This window comes from Parapedobacter sp. SGR-10 (genome assembly GCF_011030405.1).
Lineage (GTDB): Bacteria > Bacteroidota > Bacteroidia > Sphingobacteriales > Sphingobacteriaceae > Sphingobacterium.
On the sequence record NZ_JAAJTJ010000001.1, the window covers coordinates 393293 to 410094 of the forward strand.

A 16802-nucleotide genomic window follows, 5' to 3' on the forward strand; every position below is an offset into this window, starting at 1 on the left:
TAATACGATTAAACAATTTATATGTCAGAAAACCCTAATACGGCTTTCATCACGGATGATACGATAGTCTTCGGAATACTCATGGGCATACTAGGTCTGGTATTCTTTACCTCCAATCTCAAAAGTTCTTTTGTTAAAAAATTTTACACTGTTATTCCGCCCCTATTGCTATGCTATTTCCTCCCAGGACTGCTCAATTCTTTTGGCATTATATCAGGTCAACATTCCAACATTGGTCATATCAGTTCCAACTATCTATTGCCGGCTTGTTTGGTACTTTTCACTTTGAACCTCAATCTCAAGGAATTGTGGGCCATGCGAAAGAATGCGGGCATCATGTTCCTTGCAAGTATGCTCGGTATTGTTCTCGGCGGACCATTTGCCGTATGGGTCATGTCGCTTTTTGCACCTGATGTTGTCTCTGGTGATACCTGGAAAGCACTTGCTACCCTCGCCGGTTCGTGGATAGGCGGCGGAGCCAATCAAGCGGCTTTGTATACCATACTGCAACCTTCACCTGAACAGTTCTCAGCAACATTGGCAGTAGATGTATTTGTCGCCTATGGCTGGATGGCCATCCTCATTTATGGGGCAAGCAAAGCCAATGCCCTTAACAGGTATTTCAAGGCGGACAATTCTTCGGTCGAAGCATTGACCCACCGAATGGATGCTATTGCCAAAAGCAACGTCCGCCCTACAGAAGTCAAGGATATTTTTATCATGATGGCTCTGGCATTTGGTGTTGTCGCTATCGGTCATTTTGTAGCCGGACAGATAGCCGGATTTATCGAAATGAAAGCTCCGGAATTGTCCCGATTTAGCCTCACATCCAAATTTTTCTGGTTGATCCTTATCACGACACTGTTAGGAATAGCACTTTCATTTACACGTGCCAGGCAATATGAGGGGGTAGGTGCTTCCAAGTTTGCCACTGTATTTCTTTATATCCTGATCGCATCTATTGGTATGCAGATGAATATACTGGCTATTCTGGCCAACCCCTTGTTATTTCTCGTTGGGATTATCTGGATTGCCTTCCATGCCCTGTTATTGTTTATCGTTGCCAAGATCATCCGTGCCCCTTTCTTTTTCTACGCTATGGGTAGTATGGGCAATGTCGGAGGCGTTGCTTCGGCATCTGCCACAGCTGCGGCCTTTCATCCATCACTCATATCGGTAGCAGTCATTATATCGGTATTCAGCTACGCTATAGGCACGTATGCGGCATACGTATGTGGCATATTGATGCAGATGGTTGCGCCATAATAGTAGAGACGCAATGTATTGCGTCTCTACAAAAAAATCAAATACTATCCCAATCCGGATTGACCAAACCTATACCTGGAGAGGAAGATAGGCTTAATATACCATTCTCTACTTTTACACCTTCGTAGGGATCATTGGTCACATCCAGATTGCCATCCAGATCGATCCAATCTGCCAAAGCTGTCAACTGTGCCGCAGCCGATATGGCACAGGATGTCTCGGTCATACAGCCCAGCATCACTTTTAGACCTAAGGCTTTCGCGGTCACGGCCATCTTATATCCTTCACGAAGGCCCGTAGATTTCATTAGCTTGATATTGATACCATGGTAAATCTCCGATACTTCTTTCAAATCTGTAAGACGTTGGAAACCCTCATCGCCTATAATCGGCAAGGGGCTACGTTCTGTCAGCCAAGCATTACCAGCTTTATCCTCTTTCAACATGGGCTGTTCGACAAAAACAGTATTTTGCTCTTTGAGCCAGTGGATAAAGTCCAATGCCTGCTCTCTATTATTCCATCCTTGGTTGGCATCGATAAAAAATGGTTGATCACTCACTTGACGGATAGCTTCGATCAATTCTCTGTCCCTATCCGTGCCGAGCTTTATTTTCAAATATTTGAAATCCCTGTATTCCAACGCCCGCTTGGCCATGACCTCCGGTTCGTCTATACCGATTGTCATGGATGTATGTTGTGATACCGTAGGGAGACCAAATAAGCTATGCACAGGAATATGGAGCAGTTTGCCGATCAGATCGTGCAAGGCGATATCGATAGCTGTCTTGGCTGCCTGATTGCCGGGAGCTACGCTGTTCACATACGCAAGGATAGTTTCCGTATCAAACGGGTTGTCAAACTGTGACAAGTCCACTTTGGCATAAAATGCCTGGGCCGTTTCCAAGGATTCGCCATACAAAGGTGGCATAGACCCTTCGCCATAGCCGTCTACTCCATCGTATGTCAGCTTAATCAACATTACAGGAGCACTTTTGCGTGCCCCCTTCGATATCCGAAAGACATGCTTCAGTTGCACGTCGTAGGGTTTGTATATTAGTTTAATCATTTTTTATATAGTTGTCAGTCGTCAGTGGTCAGTGGTCAGTGATCAATATCTCTTTGCTGATCACCAATGCCTGTCTACTGACCACTATTTTATTCTCGCTTCTAAGATCAATTTCAGCACCGGCGCAAGATCTTTTCCTCTATTGCCGGATATATCTGTGTTTACCCGACGTACCACGATCATATCATAATCCGGAATGATAATCAGATGGTGTCCTCCTGCACCTTGAGCGGCATATGATCCTTCGGGTAAATCCACTCCTTTATACAATTCATACTTATTAAAATCGCGAGCCACCCACCACATATAGCCATACCCCGATGATCCATATAAGGCAGCATCAGAATGGTAACGGGTACTTTCGGCAACCCATGCACTATCAATAACCTGCTTCCCATTCCAATTCCCCATATTGAGCATGAGCAGACCAAATCGTGCTAAGTCTTTTGCTGTTATATTAAAAGGATACGCCCTGTGTCTTGACTCCTTTCCACTAATATAAGTACCATCCGCAGGTACATAGTCTTCCATACCGATAGGCTTAGCTATATCTTCATACAATGCTTCAAAGATACGCTTACCGGTCTTTTGTTCAAAGATAGTACCTAACACATTAAAATCCCAATTGTTATAGTACCAATGTGTACCTGCTCGTACGGAAAAACGAGCAGGCTTCCGTCTCTTCATTCCCGAAGACTCATACAAAGCCGGATGGTACACGCCCGAACGTGCTTTAAGTAAATCGCGAACAGTGGCTTTTTTTTCTTCCTCGGACAATCCCTCGTTGTCATCAATGCCTAAATCAGCCATTGTTGCTTCCAAAGCAATGATTCCCTCTTGTACGTATTTGCCGTACATCGCACTCAAAACACTTTTACGCATAGAATGTGTATTGTATTTTCGGTCGACTTCTCCCCATTGGTAAGCTACCTTGCCGTTGACAACAATCATAAACGCTGAAGTATTGTCATTCTCGATTTGTTTCCTGACCTCCAACAATTTTTCTTTGGACAGCCCGGATTCTTCGGGATTTTTGACAACTTCCCATTTTTTGCCGGGGAATGTAGTTTTTCGTTGTTGCGCCGATGCAAAGTGCGAGAGTGGCAGAATAAATGCTATCAGTAAGTATGTTAGTTGTTTCATATTCTTTTTTTTAAGTAATGAAGTGATGTTGTTAAGTTTGACACCATTAACCTTAATTAACCATTTTCAAATTTCCAAATCACCTCATTTCCAAATTCTACTTCCTTTTCTTCTTCACGTTCTTTGGCGATTTTACCTCCAGCTCAATCAATCCATTATTGCTAAGCACGAGCTTGGTAATCCGAAAAATATGATAAGTGTCCTTATTTTCCGAACGGAATAGCAGCACATCACCTATAGTCATGTTGCGAACCCGTTGTCCCGGCCCATGTTTGCTCGGCTCGTAATTAGGCACCTCCATAATTTTATCGAACCATCTTTCATACAGTATCGCTAAAGAATCCGCAGATTGTAACGTATTAAAGATTTCCTGTGCTTTTTGATCGTTACCCATATTAATAAAATAGCCATTGTTACGATTGTTTCCCCAAGACAACAGCGCATCTTTAAAAGGGTTGCCGAAAGTCAAAAACCCTTGGCTAACAGGTACCATCAAATTGCCGCCTGTGTTGCTCCCGTACATATAGCCAAAGTCTATCCGCTTCGGGTTGTAGCCGGCTTCATCCAATGGATAAGCATGACGTTTGTCCAAGTCCACCATATTACCACCCAGCGGACTCCGTTGGGAATGTACGGTAAGTGTGTATACCCGGAGGTCGCTCTTCTGCGCATATACAGCTCCAAACATCCAAACAACCAAGCCCAACATCAATACACTTTTTATTAATCTCATATATCTGCTCCTTACTTTTCATTTTTTATCTACTATTAAAATTAGTTTGTATGTCCACTACTCAAACATATAAAAAGTCTGATCCGCCCCTAGGAAAAAAGGAAAAGCATTTTCCCCCATCACACGGCCTGCGGGATTGCTGTTCGTAAATACCACTACCCCTTCATCCTGATCGATATTCATGATAAAATAAGCCAAATATCCACTATTACTGCCACTATGATAGAGACTTGTTCCTTTTTCATTCTTATGAATGACCATGCCTAATCCACGGGACAGATGTGGATCATTTATTCCTTCTGGCCAGCTAGCTATCGTCGTCAGAAGAGCATAGGTTTCAGGTCTGAGTCCTTCGCCTTTCATGAGACCTCTCTTCATAAATTTAGTAAAATCCTTTGCGTTAGTAATCATCGTAAACGCACTATTGGGATTCTTTCCCGTCCAACGGGTCATAGGATCATCACTGACGGCTAAGGCTCCATCTATGACTCTATGCCCTCGCGTATTCTTCCCACTAAACACAGATGGCAACCATTCAAACGAAGTATTGACCATTCCAAATGGTTCAAAAACCTCTTCCCAGGCCATTTGTTGCAGACTCTTTCCGGTCAGATGTTTCAACACTTCCTGCAGGTAAGTAAATCCTTCGCCAGAATAACGATAATCTACACCAGGAGTATAATTGTCTCCAGGTTCTAATATAGACGTCCACCACGCAGTAGACTGTACGGTACCTACCCAATTGGGATATCCGGTTAAATGAGCCAAAACATGTCTTGCTGTAATGAGACCGTTCTTCGGATTGTTGGCTCTTGCCACACGATCATAATAATAATACTCATGTAACGGGCGATCCAAGTCATATACACCTTTGTCATACAACCTTAAGAAGACATAGGCTGCCACAGCCTTGCTTACCGAAGCCGCTTGAAAAACATGGTCTTCCGTCAGCGGAGTCATCGAATTGAGATCTGTCACTCCATAGATATATGAGTCCACTTGATCACCCTTGATATAAGCGATCTGCACCCCCGGTATACCGTTGCTCTGTGCTATACTGGCAAGCTCTTCTGGTAAAGGTTTAACCGGATCGGGATTAGGTTCGGGATCGGGATCAGGGTCAGGATTCGATGTCTCATATCGATCGGGGTTCTTTTTGATTGTGAGTTCATCTTCTATACCGCTACTGCAAGCCTGCCACACAACCATTTGTCCAGTCAAGATCAGAAACAGTATTATTTTATTATATTTTTTCATTATCCTATCGATTTAAAGATTGCTTTAATTCTTTTTATTTCTCTTATTGACATCTAAAAACTACGGGGTATCTTCCACGTAATGACTACCTTGCCCTGATGGGACTCTTCCGTTCGCTGCACTAGACCGATGGCGTAAAAGTTTCTGTCTTCAGATCGAAATAGGATCACATCCCCTTTTTCTAAACGGATCAAGTTATCGATCGGACCATTTTTTCGATGCTGGTAGTTCTCAATTTTCTTGACATTCTGTTCTGCTTCCGTATACCATGATGTCAAGTCAGACAACGTCCGGCAAGCAGAAAACTTATCCTTCGTTTCTTTTGCATTCCCCACATTGACGAGTACCCCCCTATTCTGGACATCCCAACCCTCTTGTATATTGACTTTGAAGTGCTCACCAAAAGATGCTATACGGTTGCTGGATGGAAGCATGAGATTGACACGTGTATTGCGACCGAACAGTACAAACATATCTATACGCTCCGGTTCGTAGCTCGCACCGATCAAATCAAACGTCTTTCGGGACTTCAGATCCAGAAAATTACGGGCAGGATCAGCATTTTGAGCTGTTAGCTTGGCCGTGTATGTCCGTAAGGAGACCTCCTGTGCCTGCGCTATACTCAAGGAAAGTAAAAGAATACACAAAATTATTTTTTTCATACTCCAACTATTATTCGTCGTGTGCATATTTTAGCGCCACCTTACACATCCCCGTATTATTATCTACCTCCAATACCTTCAGAAAACCTTGGGTCTCATCGGTAGCATTGCGTATGCGCATCACAAAGCCCGGAACTATACTAGAACCTGTATAACGAGAATTCCAGCCCGTGCCACCAATATAGTCGCCGTATGCTTGAAGCGCTTCATTATTGTTTCGGATATCCTCAAAAGTATATCCGGGCAGGTACTTGGCATGGTTATCTATACGATACAGGTGCATCGCATTTCTTCCCGGAAGTGTGTTGATCCAGTTCCATAGCTCAGGTCTGTAAGTAGAACCTATATAACTGCTGGTCATCGTATAGAAATTTGACGTTATGCCATCAAAAACATGCAACAAGGTAATCTGCGATACATCATCATTTTCCAGATCCTCAGCTTTATACACTTTTCTGCGGAACAGGTCGATATAGTTTTCGTCTGTATTCGGTGCGCTAACCTCCAACACCAAGGTATCTGCCTTTAGTGCCGGATTTTTCAGTGGAAGATCGGGTTTCTGAAAGTATATTTGCTCGCCCATATCCGACTTGACCAACATGTTCATCGTTCCGTTTGCGGATGTCGCTATATTTTCTATATAAATAAGGCTCTTGATCTTGCGGTTAATCCCGTGAAACAATACGATATCTCCTTTTTTGAGATTGCCCAATCTTTTGACCGGCTGTACTTCACTACCTTCCCTTATTGCCAATACGTTGAGCAAGGAATCATATCCCCGCCGCACATCTGCGGTAGTGGACAGAGCCTGAAACCAACTGACATCTTCGCTTGTCGCATTGGTATACAGATACAATTCGCCTTTGTTTTTGTAGGGGAAGACATGTTCTACTTCTTCGCCCACCTGACTAAAGGAGACATTTTTTGCATCCATAGCCAACAGATTGTTGCCAGAAGCAGAGCCGTACGTATAGGCCAGATCCACTTCGTGATAATGCTCTTCCATCTGTTCGAACGTGTATATGATACCCGACCGCAGATCCATATAGCCTCCGGTGCTGTTGTCGCTGCCTCCCGGTTTCAGATAAATCCTGGAGATATCATCCCCACTCTTGAAAAACTCTGTGACAATACTGTCCTCGGAAATGGCCAACTCCTTTTCGCAGGATACTGTCAGCAATACCAAGAAAGCGAAGACAGCGTAATATTTTATTTTGATATGCTTCATAATGTTAAGATTAATCCAATGAATTCCAATATTTAACACCGATACTGACCTCTCCGGCAGTCTTATTGACATTCAAAATCTTAAAGGCACCGTATGCCCCACTTGAATTGTCATGACGGATACGGAAAACCAAATTGGTGGCGGGATTGATAAGATTTGATCCCCAAGATCCCAAATTCTGCCAATAATTATAATATTCAGTCAAAGCCGTATTGTTTAGACGCGATTGTTCAAATGTATACGTAGAATATTGGGGAGATGGACGATTATCAATGCGCCAAAACCACATCGTGCTCACCTTCGTTCCCGGAGCATTCAAATAGTTATAGAGAGTTCTGTCACCAGGAGTATAATGACTAGCACTATTGTCAGCTCCTCCATACATCCATGTACTGGTTGGCGTGTAGATATAATGGGAATTATTACTGGATTTATAAGCAAACATTAAGTGGATCCCCGAAAAATCTTCCAACTGTTCTAATTCTGTCCGGGTATAAACTTTTTTCTTCATAAAATCAAAGAACAATTCTGCATTGGTAGCAGGATTAAAGGTCGCAGTCAACACATCCGCATAATAGTTTCCATTGGCATTCAACAGCCCTCCGGTCACCGGAGCAACTTCCTGCAATTGCGTGGCATCGCTCTTGATAATCAACCGACATTGCGAGCCTGTACCGGTTGTCATCTGTTGGCTGACATAGATTATACTGGAGATATTCCTCGTCGTGGATTTGAAGATGAATATCTCATCCCCTTGTACATTGCGGTACCGTTGCTTTTGCTGGTCGGGATCTGCCGACAGTACCGAAATCACGGAATCCACTACAGCAGTGATCCGCGCGGCTGACTTTGCCCCATTGAACCATGCCACATCCCGTGGCTGCACATCTTCCAGACGGTAAAGTACCCCCGAGTTTTTATGTCGCCAACCATACTGTACATCTTCACCGTACACATTGACCGACAACTCTTTCGACTCGGGCAGGGCAATGTTGCCTTTGGTCGTATTGCCATAGTCCAGATAGAGCAGATCCACCGCATGCAAATAATTGTGCGCATTCGGTCCACGAAACACCTGTCCGGTCGCCAGATCGATTCCGCTTCCCCTCATATCGGCATCTTCTGCCGTCATAAAGGCCACGGCATGGACATAATCTTTTGGATCGTTCGGATTTTCACCTCCGGTTCCGTCATCCCCATCCTCAATGGGTGGCAACACACGCTCCACGATATCTTCGGGGGGCAATTGTTTATCTTTATCACAGGATAGCATCATCCCGGCTATCCATGTTGCCCCAAACAAGGCGGCTATATAAAATATTTTCTTCATCATATCATCCATTTAAGTCATTATTTTTGAACCTTGTACTCAAACCTCATTGTTCTTTCTGCCCCGGGGACACTTCCATCCGGTATAGCGTCCAATACCCGTACCACGGCATAGAAATCGTGCGTGGATGAATACACAAATACGAGATCCCCTGTTTTCAATGACCGGACACGCTCACCGGGCCCATAGGTGGCCGCTGCTCCATGCCTGGTACCGACGTTGGCCTGCGCATCCAAAACAGCGGTTTCAATGTCACTTGCAGAAGATATATTGTCGAAGATCGCATTATCGGCAGGTTGGATATCGGTATAACGTACCACTGAACCTGTCGGTGCGACCGACCAATTCCGGATACGGTTGTAGTAACTATTCCATGCGGTAGACATGCTCGACAAGCCCGGAAAAACGAAGTTGGCAAAGTTACTTCCCGAGTGGAAATAAGCGATGGTCGCTCTATCCGAAAATAGTGCAGCAGCTTCCCAATTGTAGATATTGCCGGTCTGCATATCCAAGAAACAGCCCTTATCCGGGTTAGCATCCCCTCCAAGTGTCAAGTCGGTGATATGTAGATAATCTCCTTGATCAACCACTACATTCGGATCCGGTTTCAGTACGGCATCACTCATCGGAATACCAATCATCCTATAATTGGGCGATACCTCTACTTCACTGTTTCCAAGCAACTCGACAACCAACAATTTGCTGCCTGCGATTGTTGGCAACACTTCTACCTGTAAGTAGCCAAAGCTGGAATGGGGCGATACAGTCAGGCTATTGCCGGTCACAAACCTAAAGTCCTGCCCCTCTACGGCCGTACTCTGTTCGTCCACGATGCGATAGGCTATTTGCTGCGGCACGGCAGACTGCTCACCGAACATATTGACACGGTAGGATACTACGCCATGCAACTCAAAAATATGTCCCAATACAGGATAGTTTCTTCCCGTCGCATTGGAATTGACGACCGCATCTTCAAACTCGACGGTTTTCTGCGTGATCAGGAAGTCCTCGTTGTAATCCTTGAAACATGAGGTCAACATGAACACCCCCATTAATATGATAATAATCTTTTTCATTCGAATAAATTTGTTTTTTAACGGCAATGAAGCTTGCATAAATTATTTTTCACCATTTGTTTGTTTTTATCGGCGTTCAAGAGATCGCTACGCTTAGTTCATATACTTTTGTTTATGGCAATTTATGCAGGTTTCATCTTATCTAATATCTTTTGTCTTTCATCTAATATCTATCATCTAATACCCTCTGTTCTGTCTGATCATTCCTTCCGATGCATTGACCTCACGAAAAGGAATTCTGGCCAGGATTCGTGGATCCGTAAATGGTAATGTTCTTCCAGACTTGACGACGTTACGGCCCAACCTTTTCAGATCAAACCAACGGTGTCCTTCGAATGCAAATTCCAATCTACGCTGCAACAAGATTTCCTCAAACAAATCTGATCCTGATTTTGTCGTAGCCGCCAATCCGGCCCTCTGCCTGATCGTATTTACATCATCTCGTGCAAGCCCAGGTTCATCCAAACGAAAATAAGCCTCTGCACGGTTCAAGTACAGTTCGGACACCCTTATCACCGGTACATTGTCTAGATCCTTCACACCTCCACGACTCATAAATTTAGTCATCTCGTTACGATTGACATTATTACCCAGCCCCTTGATTATCAAACCCCTCCTTACATCATCATTTGTATACAAGTCCATTAAGTCATCGTGTACTGCAAGACTGCCGTGCGTAGAGGGAATCTGATCCTGTAAAAAGGCACGCGTCGTAAATGTAGCACGTAGGGAGTTATTCGCCCCCACGTTTTCGTTGACATTGAATTTGATTTCGAATATTGACTCCGGATGGGTTTCTGCTCTCCAAGCATTGATATAGGATTCGTTTGTCTGAAAAGAGTTACCCACATTCGCCAAAGCTTCATTTGCTTTGTCCACCACAGTCTCATAATCTCCCCTGAACAGCGCTACCCTGGAATAGAGTGCATTAACCGCATCCAGTGTGACACGGTGCGGTCTCTCTCCTACCGCGTTGCGAGATAACTTGGCATAGGCACTATCCAAATCTTTGTAAATAAAATCATACATATAGGCGATCGGAGCCCGCCCGACGAGTACAAGGTCATTGATATCGATTACTCCTTTTTCGTAAATAGGGACCGTCCCTCGGTCATTGGCTCCTATGATGGCCGTGGGGTCATAGCCATACACCGTCGACATATTGAAGTACAACAATGCCCGTATAAAATGTACCTGACCGGCCCACGCGTCTTTCCAGGACGCCGGAGCATCGATACGATCTATGGCGTCCAGCACCAAATTAGCTCGATTGACACCATAAAAACCCACCTCCCAAGGGTCTAAATGCGCCCCTAGATTATTGTTCCACTCATTACGCAGACCACTGACGTTTGTATGCACCGCATTGTCTGCCAATGCTTCGGCAACAGCTATCAGATCCCTACCATAGAGATTGACATCGCGCAAGGTGGCATATACACCGAATACTCCCGCCTGAATATCTTCCATCGTCTCCAGAGCAGTCCAGGAAGGAATGGATTGTTTGGGGTCGACCTGTATTGCTTTTTTACAGGATACCAATCCTAAAGTGAACCACAGCAATAAGATTAAAAAACTATATATCTTCATTTCTTTTAGAATTTAAATTGGACTCCTAAATTGTATGTTCTCGTTTGTGGTACGATACCGGCATTGGATTCAAAATTGCTTTCATCGATGTAAAACTCCGGGTCGTATCCCGTCCATTTGGTCCAGGTCATCACATTCAATGCCTGAAAAAACACCCGTGCATTAGATATTTTCAGCCTACTGGCAAAACTAGATGGAATATCGTAGGAGAAGTTTATATGCTTCAAACGGATATACGAAGCATCCTCCAAAAAGCGTGTGGAAGATCCATCTGCAGCCAGCGCATTAAGTTCTGTAGCACCGTCTATCGGACGGGGTACCGACGTGATCTGTCCGGGTGCAGTCCAACGGTTGTCATAATACCACACCGCGCCATTGACCAATACATCTCCTTTTCGGGACATGATACGTGCCATATTGTTGTACAGCTCTCTCCCCATATCGTAATGCAAGAGCACATCCAACTGGAAAGATTTATACTTAAAGTTGTTGTTCCAACCGCCATAATAATCGGACAATCTATTGCCTCTGTCGCGCAGCGTATAACTTTCGGATCCCTGTGCACCCGGCCTGTAGCTGTAGCTTCCGTCAGCAGCATACCACATCGGTCGTCCGGTGGCCGAATTGACTCCGGCATACTGATTTAAGAAATTCGTATGTAAGGAATAACCTACCCTAATTGAAGCCCTACCCGGCAATGAGGCCAGATCTCCGTACAGTTTGGTCACACGATTTTTGATAAAGCTGATATTGAATCCGGAGGTCCAGTTAAAACGGGAAGAACGTACCGGATTGACATTGATTTCAAATTCTATCCCCTCGTTTTTCACTTCACCTACGTTGCGGCTGATCTCTGCATAGCCACTGACCCATGGAATAGGCTGTGTCAGCAGCAAATCCTTGCTAATCCTTCGATATACTTCTACGCTACCATAGATTCTCCTGTTCAGCATAGAGTAATCGAGGCCAATATTGGTCGTCGTATTGCGCTCCCATCTCAGGTCATCATTACCCAATCGAGTGGGTACAGTACCTCCCTGCCCATCGTACTGGGTCGTACCGTACAGCGAGCGGGCCGTAAAGTTTCCGATCCGGTCGTTTCCAGTCTCGCCATACCCTACCCGTAGCTTAAGCTGATTGAGCCACTGTACACTTTTCAAGAAATCCTCTTGGGCAGCATCCCACCCACCGGAAATCGCCGGAAACCATCCAAATAGATGATTATCGCCAAAACGTGAAGACCCGTCATAACGTAGAATCCCACTCAACATGTACCTGTTTCGGTAGTTATAGTTGACCTGCCCAAATACCCCCATACGTCGTACAGCCGTATAGGAACCCGTTGCACTATTGATCGTAGAGGCTGACTGCAACGTGCGAAAGCGATAGCTTGGAAAACCATCCCCTTGCACCCTAAAAGTTTCGGTAGAATAGGTTCTATATTCCAATCCTCCTAGCGCCGTAACCTTATGGTACTTCGCAAAAGTCTTGTTATAGGTCAGATGATGTGTGGTTGTAAAAGAAACCGGATAACGTTGATTGATGGTCAATATACCTCGCCTACCTTGCGCCTCATTCGTTCTTGGGTCCTGAAATTGGTTATCGACATTGACGGAGTAATGGACACCTATATACGATCTCAAATTAAGATTTTTCTTAATTTTATAATCAGCTCGTAACCTCGCCAATAGCGTGTTGGTCTTGCCGATGTAGTCATTCATATCAGCAGCGGCAATAGCATGATATCTAAAAGTACCCGGAAATCCTTGAGGATTCAAGTTATACGATCCATCGCTATTATAAATAGAAAGGAAAGGCAACATCAACGGTGCACTATATTGTGGAGAAGACAGATATAGATATGAACCACTCGTACCTATCGCACCTTCTTGTTTTAGCATAGTCAGATCGGCATCGGCACGAAAAGATAATCTACTATTTACCTGATGATTGAGTCGAAGACTGGCGGTTCCGCGTTGAAATTTCGTCCCAACTACGCTTCCTTGGTTATTTTCATAAGATGCTGCGACACGAAAGGTGGTACGCTGTGCTCCTCCCTGTGCCGACAGGTTCAGTACACTAGAAAGGCCGTTCCTGAAGGCAGCACTCTGCCAATCGTAGCTAGGCAACGCCATAATTTCGGCATCTGTCATACCTATAGGCAACTGTAATTCATTCAGCACTTCACTACGAACCTGTTCATAGGAATATTCGGGATAATAATTCCGCTTGGCCTCCATCCTTCCTTGAATAAACTGTTGGGTATTCATGGTTTCGATCAACGGCATGGGGGTCACCAGCCCTTGGTTATACTCTACATTGACTACTGTAGGACCAGCTGCCCCACTTTTGGTCGTGATCAGCACGACTCCATTGGCCGCCTGTGCACCATAGATAGACGCCGCTGCGGCATCCTTCAACACTTCAATAGATTCGATGTCCTTGGGGTTCAAAAAAGACAGGGGGTTGCTGGACGTGACCGTACTTGCATCTTCCGAGTTGACTGGAATCCCATCTACAATATATAGTGGATCATTGCCTGCGGAAATGGAACCTTCGCCACGAATCTGTACACGAACTGCCCCACCCGGAACACCCGTTGCCGAAGAAACATTTACTCCAGCCATACGTCCTTGCATCGCTTGGTCGAAAGTCTGGATCGGCATACTTTCAATATCTTTCGCTTTGATCTGCGATATGGCCCCGGTTATTTCCCGTCGTTCCTGTACCGTATAGCCAGTCACAACGACTTCATCGAGTTTGCTTAGTTCCTCCTGTAGTTCGATGTCAATCTTGTCGACTACACCGATATTGACTTCCCGGGTACTGTACCCTAACATCGTGAAGATCAAAGCAGCATTTTTGCGCACCCTTATCTTAAAATTTCCGTCTTTGTCCGTGATAGCCGAAGAACTACTTCCTCTTTCACGTACGCTGATACCCGCATGGCTTGCATCCGCCTGCTTGCCAGCCAGTCTTACCCTACCTTCGACCGTAATGATCTCTTGCAACGGAGATGCTGCAGCTATAGCAGGCACATCTTCTTTCTTCCGCTTGACAACAATCGTTTCTCCCACGATGTTGTACGTATAGGGTTGTCCATCGAAGATTTTGCTCAACGCATGCTTTAGGGATATATTTTTGGCATTGATGGTCACAGGGACATCCGACACGATTGCTCCACCTTCATACCAGTTGATGTACTTGCTCTGTTTCTTGACCTCGTTCAGCGCGTGCTGCAACGAAACCTTCTCTAATTTTAAATTCAACTGTTGGGCAAACAAAGTATTCGCCGCAGCGTACGAAATTGACGTGACCAATAACCATGTAATGACCCGTAATCGTAACGGAAACCAACGTGAATATGGATTTCCCTTCTTTTCATAATGTGCCAAACGATTTGGCCGATTCACAAAAGTAATCTGCATACTTTATAATTTAGGTGTTATTTACTACTCTATTCCTTTTAGCTTTTCCAAAGTTTTAGCCTATGGAAAAGCTAAACAATCGACACTATTTACCACTCACGATAAGCCGTCTATCTCCCTCCCGCTCTATTTTGACCTGATAAAGGCCCATAATCTTGATAAACTCTTCCAATGTCGTTCGGGAGGAGATACCTCCGGTAAACCTTCTAGTGTGATTGTACGATTCATATTCCACTTCCACATCATACCACCGGGCCGCCTTCTTCATAATGGACTTGAGATCAAGATTCGTAAATGAGATCAGCCCTTCTTTCCATGCCACGATATCTTCCAGATCAACGGTTTGAAGAGAAATCTTATGGTTGTGCTTGTTTATCGCCCATTGCTGGCCAGGTACCAGCGTCCTGCTTGTTGCAGGCCTCTCCTCGCCATCTTCAGTGGGAGCAAACACAGTTACTGACCCTGTGACCAGCGTAGCCGTAGATATGTGTTCATCCGGATAGGCACTCACATTAAAGCTCGTACCAAGCACCTTGACCACTGCATCTTTCGTCTTGACATAAAAAGGTCTGGAAACATCCCTGGTAACCTCAAAATACACTTCGCCACTGACCTCTACATGCCGTTCGTTCCAGGCAAACACTTCTGGAAAAGAAATCGAAGACTCCGAATTGAGCCATACTTTAGTACCATCCGACAGCACCAATTTAGATTGTTTTGCTTTCGGCACATGGATCGTATGCATATGACGGCTTGCGTTCAGCTCATCCCACTTATTGACTTCAGGCTTGTACACGATTGTACCATCCTCCTCTTTACTGAGATTGATCTTATCGTAGGAGAATGCTTTGCCGGACTTTACACTGTCTAGATTGATCATTGCTCCCGAACCAAGCTGCACATAGGCATCATACATCCCTATCCCCTGTTGCTTGGGGTCATTGAGCATAAACAAGGGATATGAAGGCGCAGCGGTCCCTGGTTTTTTTTCTTTAAATAGATTGCTGAAATAGATTGTCGATAAAGTAGAGAGCATCAGGAATACAGCTACAGAAGCCGCTACCGACCATTTGGCCCATTTTATCTTTTGTACAGGAATATCTTCGGCCGCGATATGTTGCCATATCTGTTGCAGGTCTTCTTCCAAAATCCCTTCTTCCGGTAGAGACACGCGCTCAAGACCAGCATGGTAATTATACCATCCTTCTACAAGAGCCTTTTCCTCACCGGAGGCTTTACCTTGCTTATACCGTTTAAGAAGTCTATTAAATTGGTGCTTTTTCATGTCTAGTCATGTCAGTTCTGCCGAACTTCCATATGCAAGACGGACATCAATACGGTAGGGAGTAGATAAAAAGAAAAAAAATGAAAGAATCTCTATTTTTAAACCTCGAACGTAGGATTTTCAAGGCATTATTGACTTGTTTTCGTACGGTAGTTTCGGATATGCCGAGTTTTTCGCTGATTTCTTTGTGGGACAAGTGTTCTTTCCGACTCATCTCAAAAACCAACCGCATCCGCTCAGGAAGGGCATTTACCTCGGCTTCTATGAGCGACCTGAGTTCCTTTTCATAAAGAATACGGTCGGGCACCTGATAGCTATAATGCTCCACATAAAATGCCATGGAGTCTAAATATTTATTTTTGCTCTTCTGTCTAGACATCCTGTCGATGACCCGATTTCGGACAGAAGAATACAAATAGGCCGATATATTTTTAATAAAGAGCGAATCTTTTTTTGACCATAAAGCCACAAATACTTCCTGAATCAGGTCCCTGACTTCTTCCCGATCACCAAGCATTCTATAGGCGTGCGCATACAATACGCCCTTAAAGCGATGGTAAATTTCTTCATAGGCACCCCTGCTCCCCTCTTTGACAAGTTCAAATAATTCTTCATCGGAAAAGGTGTCTAATGCTATCATTTACCTTATAAAAATCTTTCTTTCTAGGATCTGTATTTAGCTCACTTACAAGTACGATCAACGAAATAAGCTATAAATCATGAGTTAGTTTTGTATAG

13 protein-coding genes are annotated in these 16802 nt (G+C 44.4%); 1 reads left to right on the top strand and 12 read right to left on the bottom strand.

The genetic code is table 11. From position 1 onward, the window contains the following. Positions 1-21 precede the first annotated feature (21 nt). The gene (locus G5B00_RS01620; protein ID WP_163871493.1) at positions 22-1266 is read left to right on the top strand and encodes a DUF819 domain-containing protein; all 1245 of its coding nucleotides are present in this window, start codon (positions 22-24) and stop codon (positions 1264-1266) included. Positions 1267-1303: 37 nt separating this feature from the next. On the opposite strand, the gene G5B00_RS01625 is transcribed toward G5B00_RS01620, so the two are convergent. The 12 genes from G5B00_RS01625 to G5B00_RS01680 form a co-directional block, all read right to left on the bottom strand. Then, positions 1304-2332 carry a dipeptide epimerase gene (locus G5B00_RS01625; protein ID WP_163871494.1) on the bottom strand — a complete coding sequence of 343 codons (1029 nt, stop codon included), beginning with the start codon at positions 2330-2332 and terminating at the stop codon, positions 1304-1306. A gap of 84 nt (positions 2333-2416) precedes the next feature. Then, positions 2417-3475 carry a serine hydrolase domain-containing protein gene (locus G5B00_RS01630; protein WP_163871495.1) on the bottom strand — a complete coding sequence of 353 codons (1059 nt, stop codon included), beginning with the start codon at positions 3473-3475 and terminating at the stop codon, positions 2417-2419. A 97-nt stretch (positions 3476-3572) separates the two neighbouring features. Next, positions 3573-4208, bottom strand: coding sequence for a hypothetical protein (locus G5B00_RS01635; protein ID WP_163871496.1), 636 nt, complete (start codon positions 4206-4208; stop codon positions 3573-3575). Positions 4209-4265: 57 nt separating this feature from the next. Continuing rightward, complete coding sequence (locus G5B00_RS01640; protein ID WP_163871497.1) at positions 4266-5465, bottom strand: serine hydrolase domain-containing protein; 1200 nt, start codon at positions 5463-5465, stop codon at positions 4266-4268. Positions 5466-5518: 53 nt separating this feature from the next. After that, complete coding sequence (locus G5B00_RS01645; RefSeq protein WP_163871498.1) at positions 5519-6127, bottom strand: hypothetical protein; 609 nt, start codon at positions 6125-6127, stop codon at positions 5519-5521. Between the two features lie 10 nt (positions 6128-6137). After that, entirely contained in the window at positions 6138-7355 is a 1218-nt protein-coding gene (locus G5B00_RS01650) for a hypothetical protein (RefSeq protein ID WP_163871499.1), read from the bottom strand. Between the two features lie 10 nt (positions 7356-7365). Continuing rightward, on the bottom strand, positions 7366-8688 hold the full coding sequence (locus G5B00_RS01655; RefSeq protein ID WP_163871500.1) for a hypothetical protein: 1323 nt from the start codon (positions 8686-8688) through the stop codon (positions 7366-7368). 17 nt (positions 8689-8705) lie between these two features. Continuing rightward, positions 8706-9761: a hypothetical protein gene (locus tag G5B00_RS01660; protein WP_163871501.1), complete on the bottom strand. Its 1056-nt coding sequence runs from the start codon at positions 9759-9761 to the stop codon at positions 8706-8708. A gap of 177 nt (positions 9762-9938) precedes the next feature. Further along, positions 9939-11351 carry a RagB/SusD family nutrient uptake outer membrane protein gene (locus tag G5B00_RS01665; protein ID WP_163871502.1) on the bottom strand — a complete coding sequence of 471 codons (1413 nt, stop codon included), beginning with the start codon at positions 11349-11351 and terminating at the stop codon, positions 9939-9941. Positions 11352-11356: 5 nt separating this feature from the next. Then, positions 11357-14779: a TonB-dependent receptor gene (locus G5B00_RS01670; protein WP_163871503.1), complete on the bottom strand. Its 3423-nt coding sequence runs from the start codon at positions 14777-14779 to the stop codon at positions 11357-11359. Positions 14780-14864: 85 nt separating this feature from the next. Continuing rightward, positions 14865-16064 carry a FecR family protein gene (locus G5B00_RS01675; RefSeq protein WP_163871504.1) on the bottom strand — a complete coding sequence of 400 codons (1200 nt, stop codon included), beginning with the start codon at positions 16062-16064 and terminating at the stop codon, positions 14865-14867. Between the two features lie 46 nt (positions 16065-16110). After that, complete coding sequence (locus G5B00_RS01680; protein WP_163871505.1) at positions 16111-16704, bottom strand: RNA polymerase sigma factor; 594 nt, start codon at positions 16702-16704, stop codon at positions 16111-16113. Positions 16705-16802: the final 98 nt, after the last annotated feature.

Coding starts and splice junctions, on each gene's coding strand:
- G5B00_RS01620 (WP_163871493.1), top strand. CDS start 22: ATGTCAGAAAACCCTAATACGGCTTTCATCACGGATGATACGATAGTC.
- G5B00_RS01625 (WP_163871494.1), bottom strand. CDS start 2,332: ATGATTAAACTAATATACAAACCCTACGACGTGCAACTGAAGCATGTC.
- G5B00_RS01630 (WP_163871495.1), bottom strand. CDS start 3,475: ATGAAACAACTAACATACTTACTGATAGCATTTATTCTGCCACTCTCG.
- G5B00_RS01635 (WP_163871496.1), bottom strand. CDS start 4,208: ATGAGATTAATAAAAAGTGTATTGATGTTGGGCTTGGTTGTTTGGATG.
- G5B00_RS01640 (WP_163871497.1), bottom strand. CDS start 5,465: ATGAAAAAATATAATAAAATAATACTGTTTCTGATCTTGACTGGACAA.
- G5B00_RS01645 (WP_163871498.1), bottom strand. CDS start 6,127: ATGAAAAAAATAATTTTGTGTATTCTTTTACTTTCCTTGAGTATAGCG.
- G5B00_RS01650 (WP_163871499.1), bottom strand. CDS start 7,355: ATGAAGCATATCAAAATAAAATATTACGCTGTCTTCGCTTTCTTGGTA.
- G5B00_RS01655 (WP_163871500.1), bottom strand. CDS start 8,688: ATGATGAAGAAAATATTTTATATAGCCGCCTTGTTTGGGGCAACATGG.
- G5B00_RS01660 (WP_163871501.1), bottom strand. CDS start 9,761: ATGAAAAAGATTATTATCATATTAATGGGGGTGTTCATGTTGACCTCA.
- G5B00_RS01665 (WP_163871502.1), bottom strand. CDS start 11,351: ATGAAGATATATAGTTTTTTAATCTTATTGCTGTGGTTCACTTTAGGA.
- G5B00_RS01670 (WP_163871503.1), bottom strand. CDS start 14,779: ATGCAGATTACTTTTGTGAATCGGCCAAATCGTTTGGCACATTATGAA.
- G5B00_RS01675 (WP_163871504.1), bottom strand. CDS start 16,064: ATGAAAAAGCACCAATTTAATAGACTTCTTAAACGGTATAAGCAAGGT.
- G5B00_RS01680 (WP_163871505.1), bottom strand. CDS start 16,704: ATGATAGCATTAGACACCTTTTCCGATGAAGAATTATTTGAACTTGTC.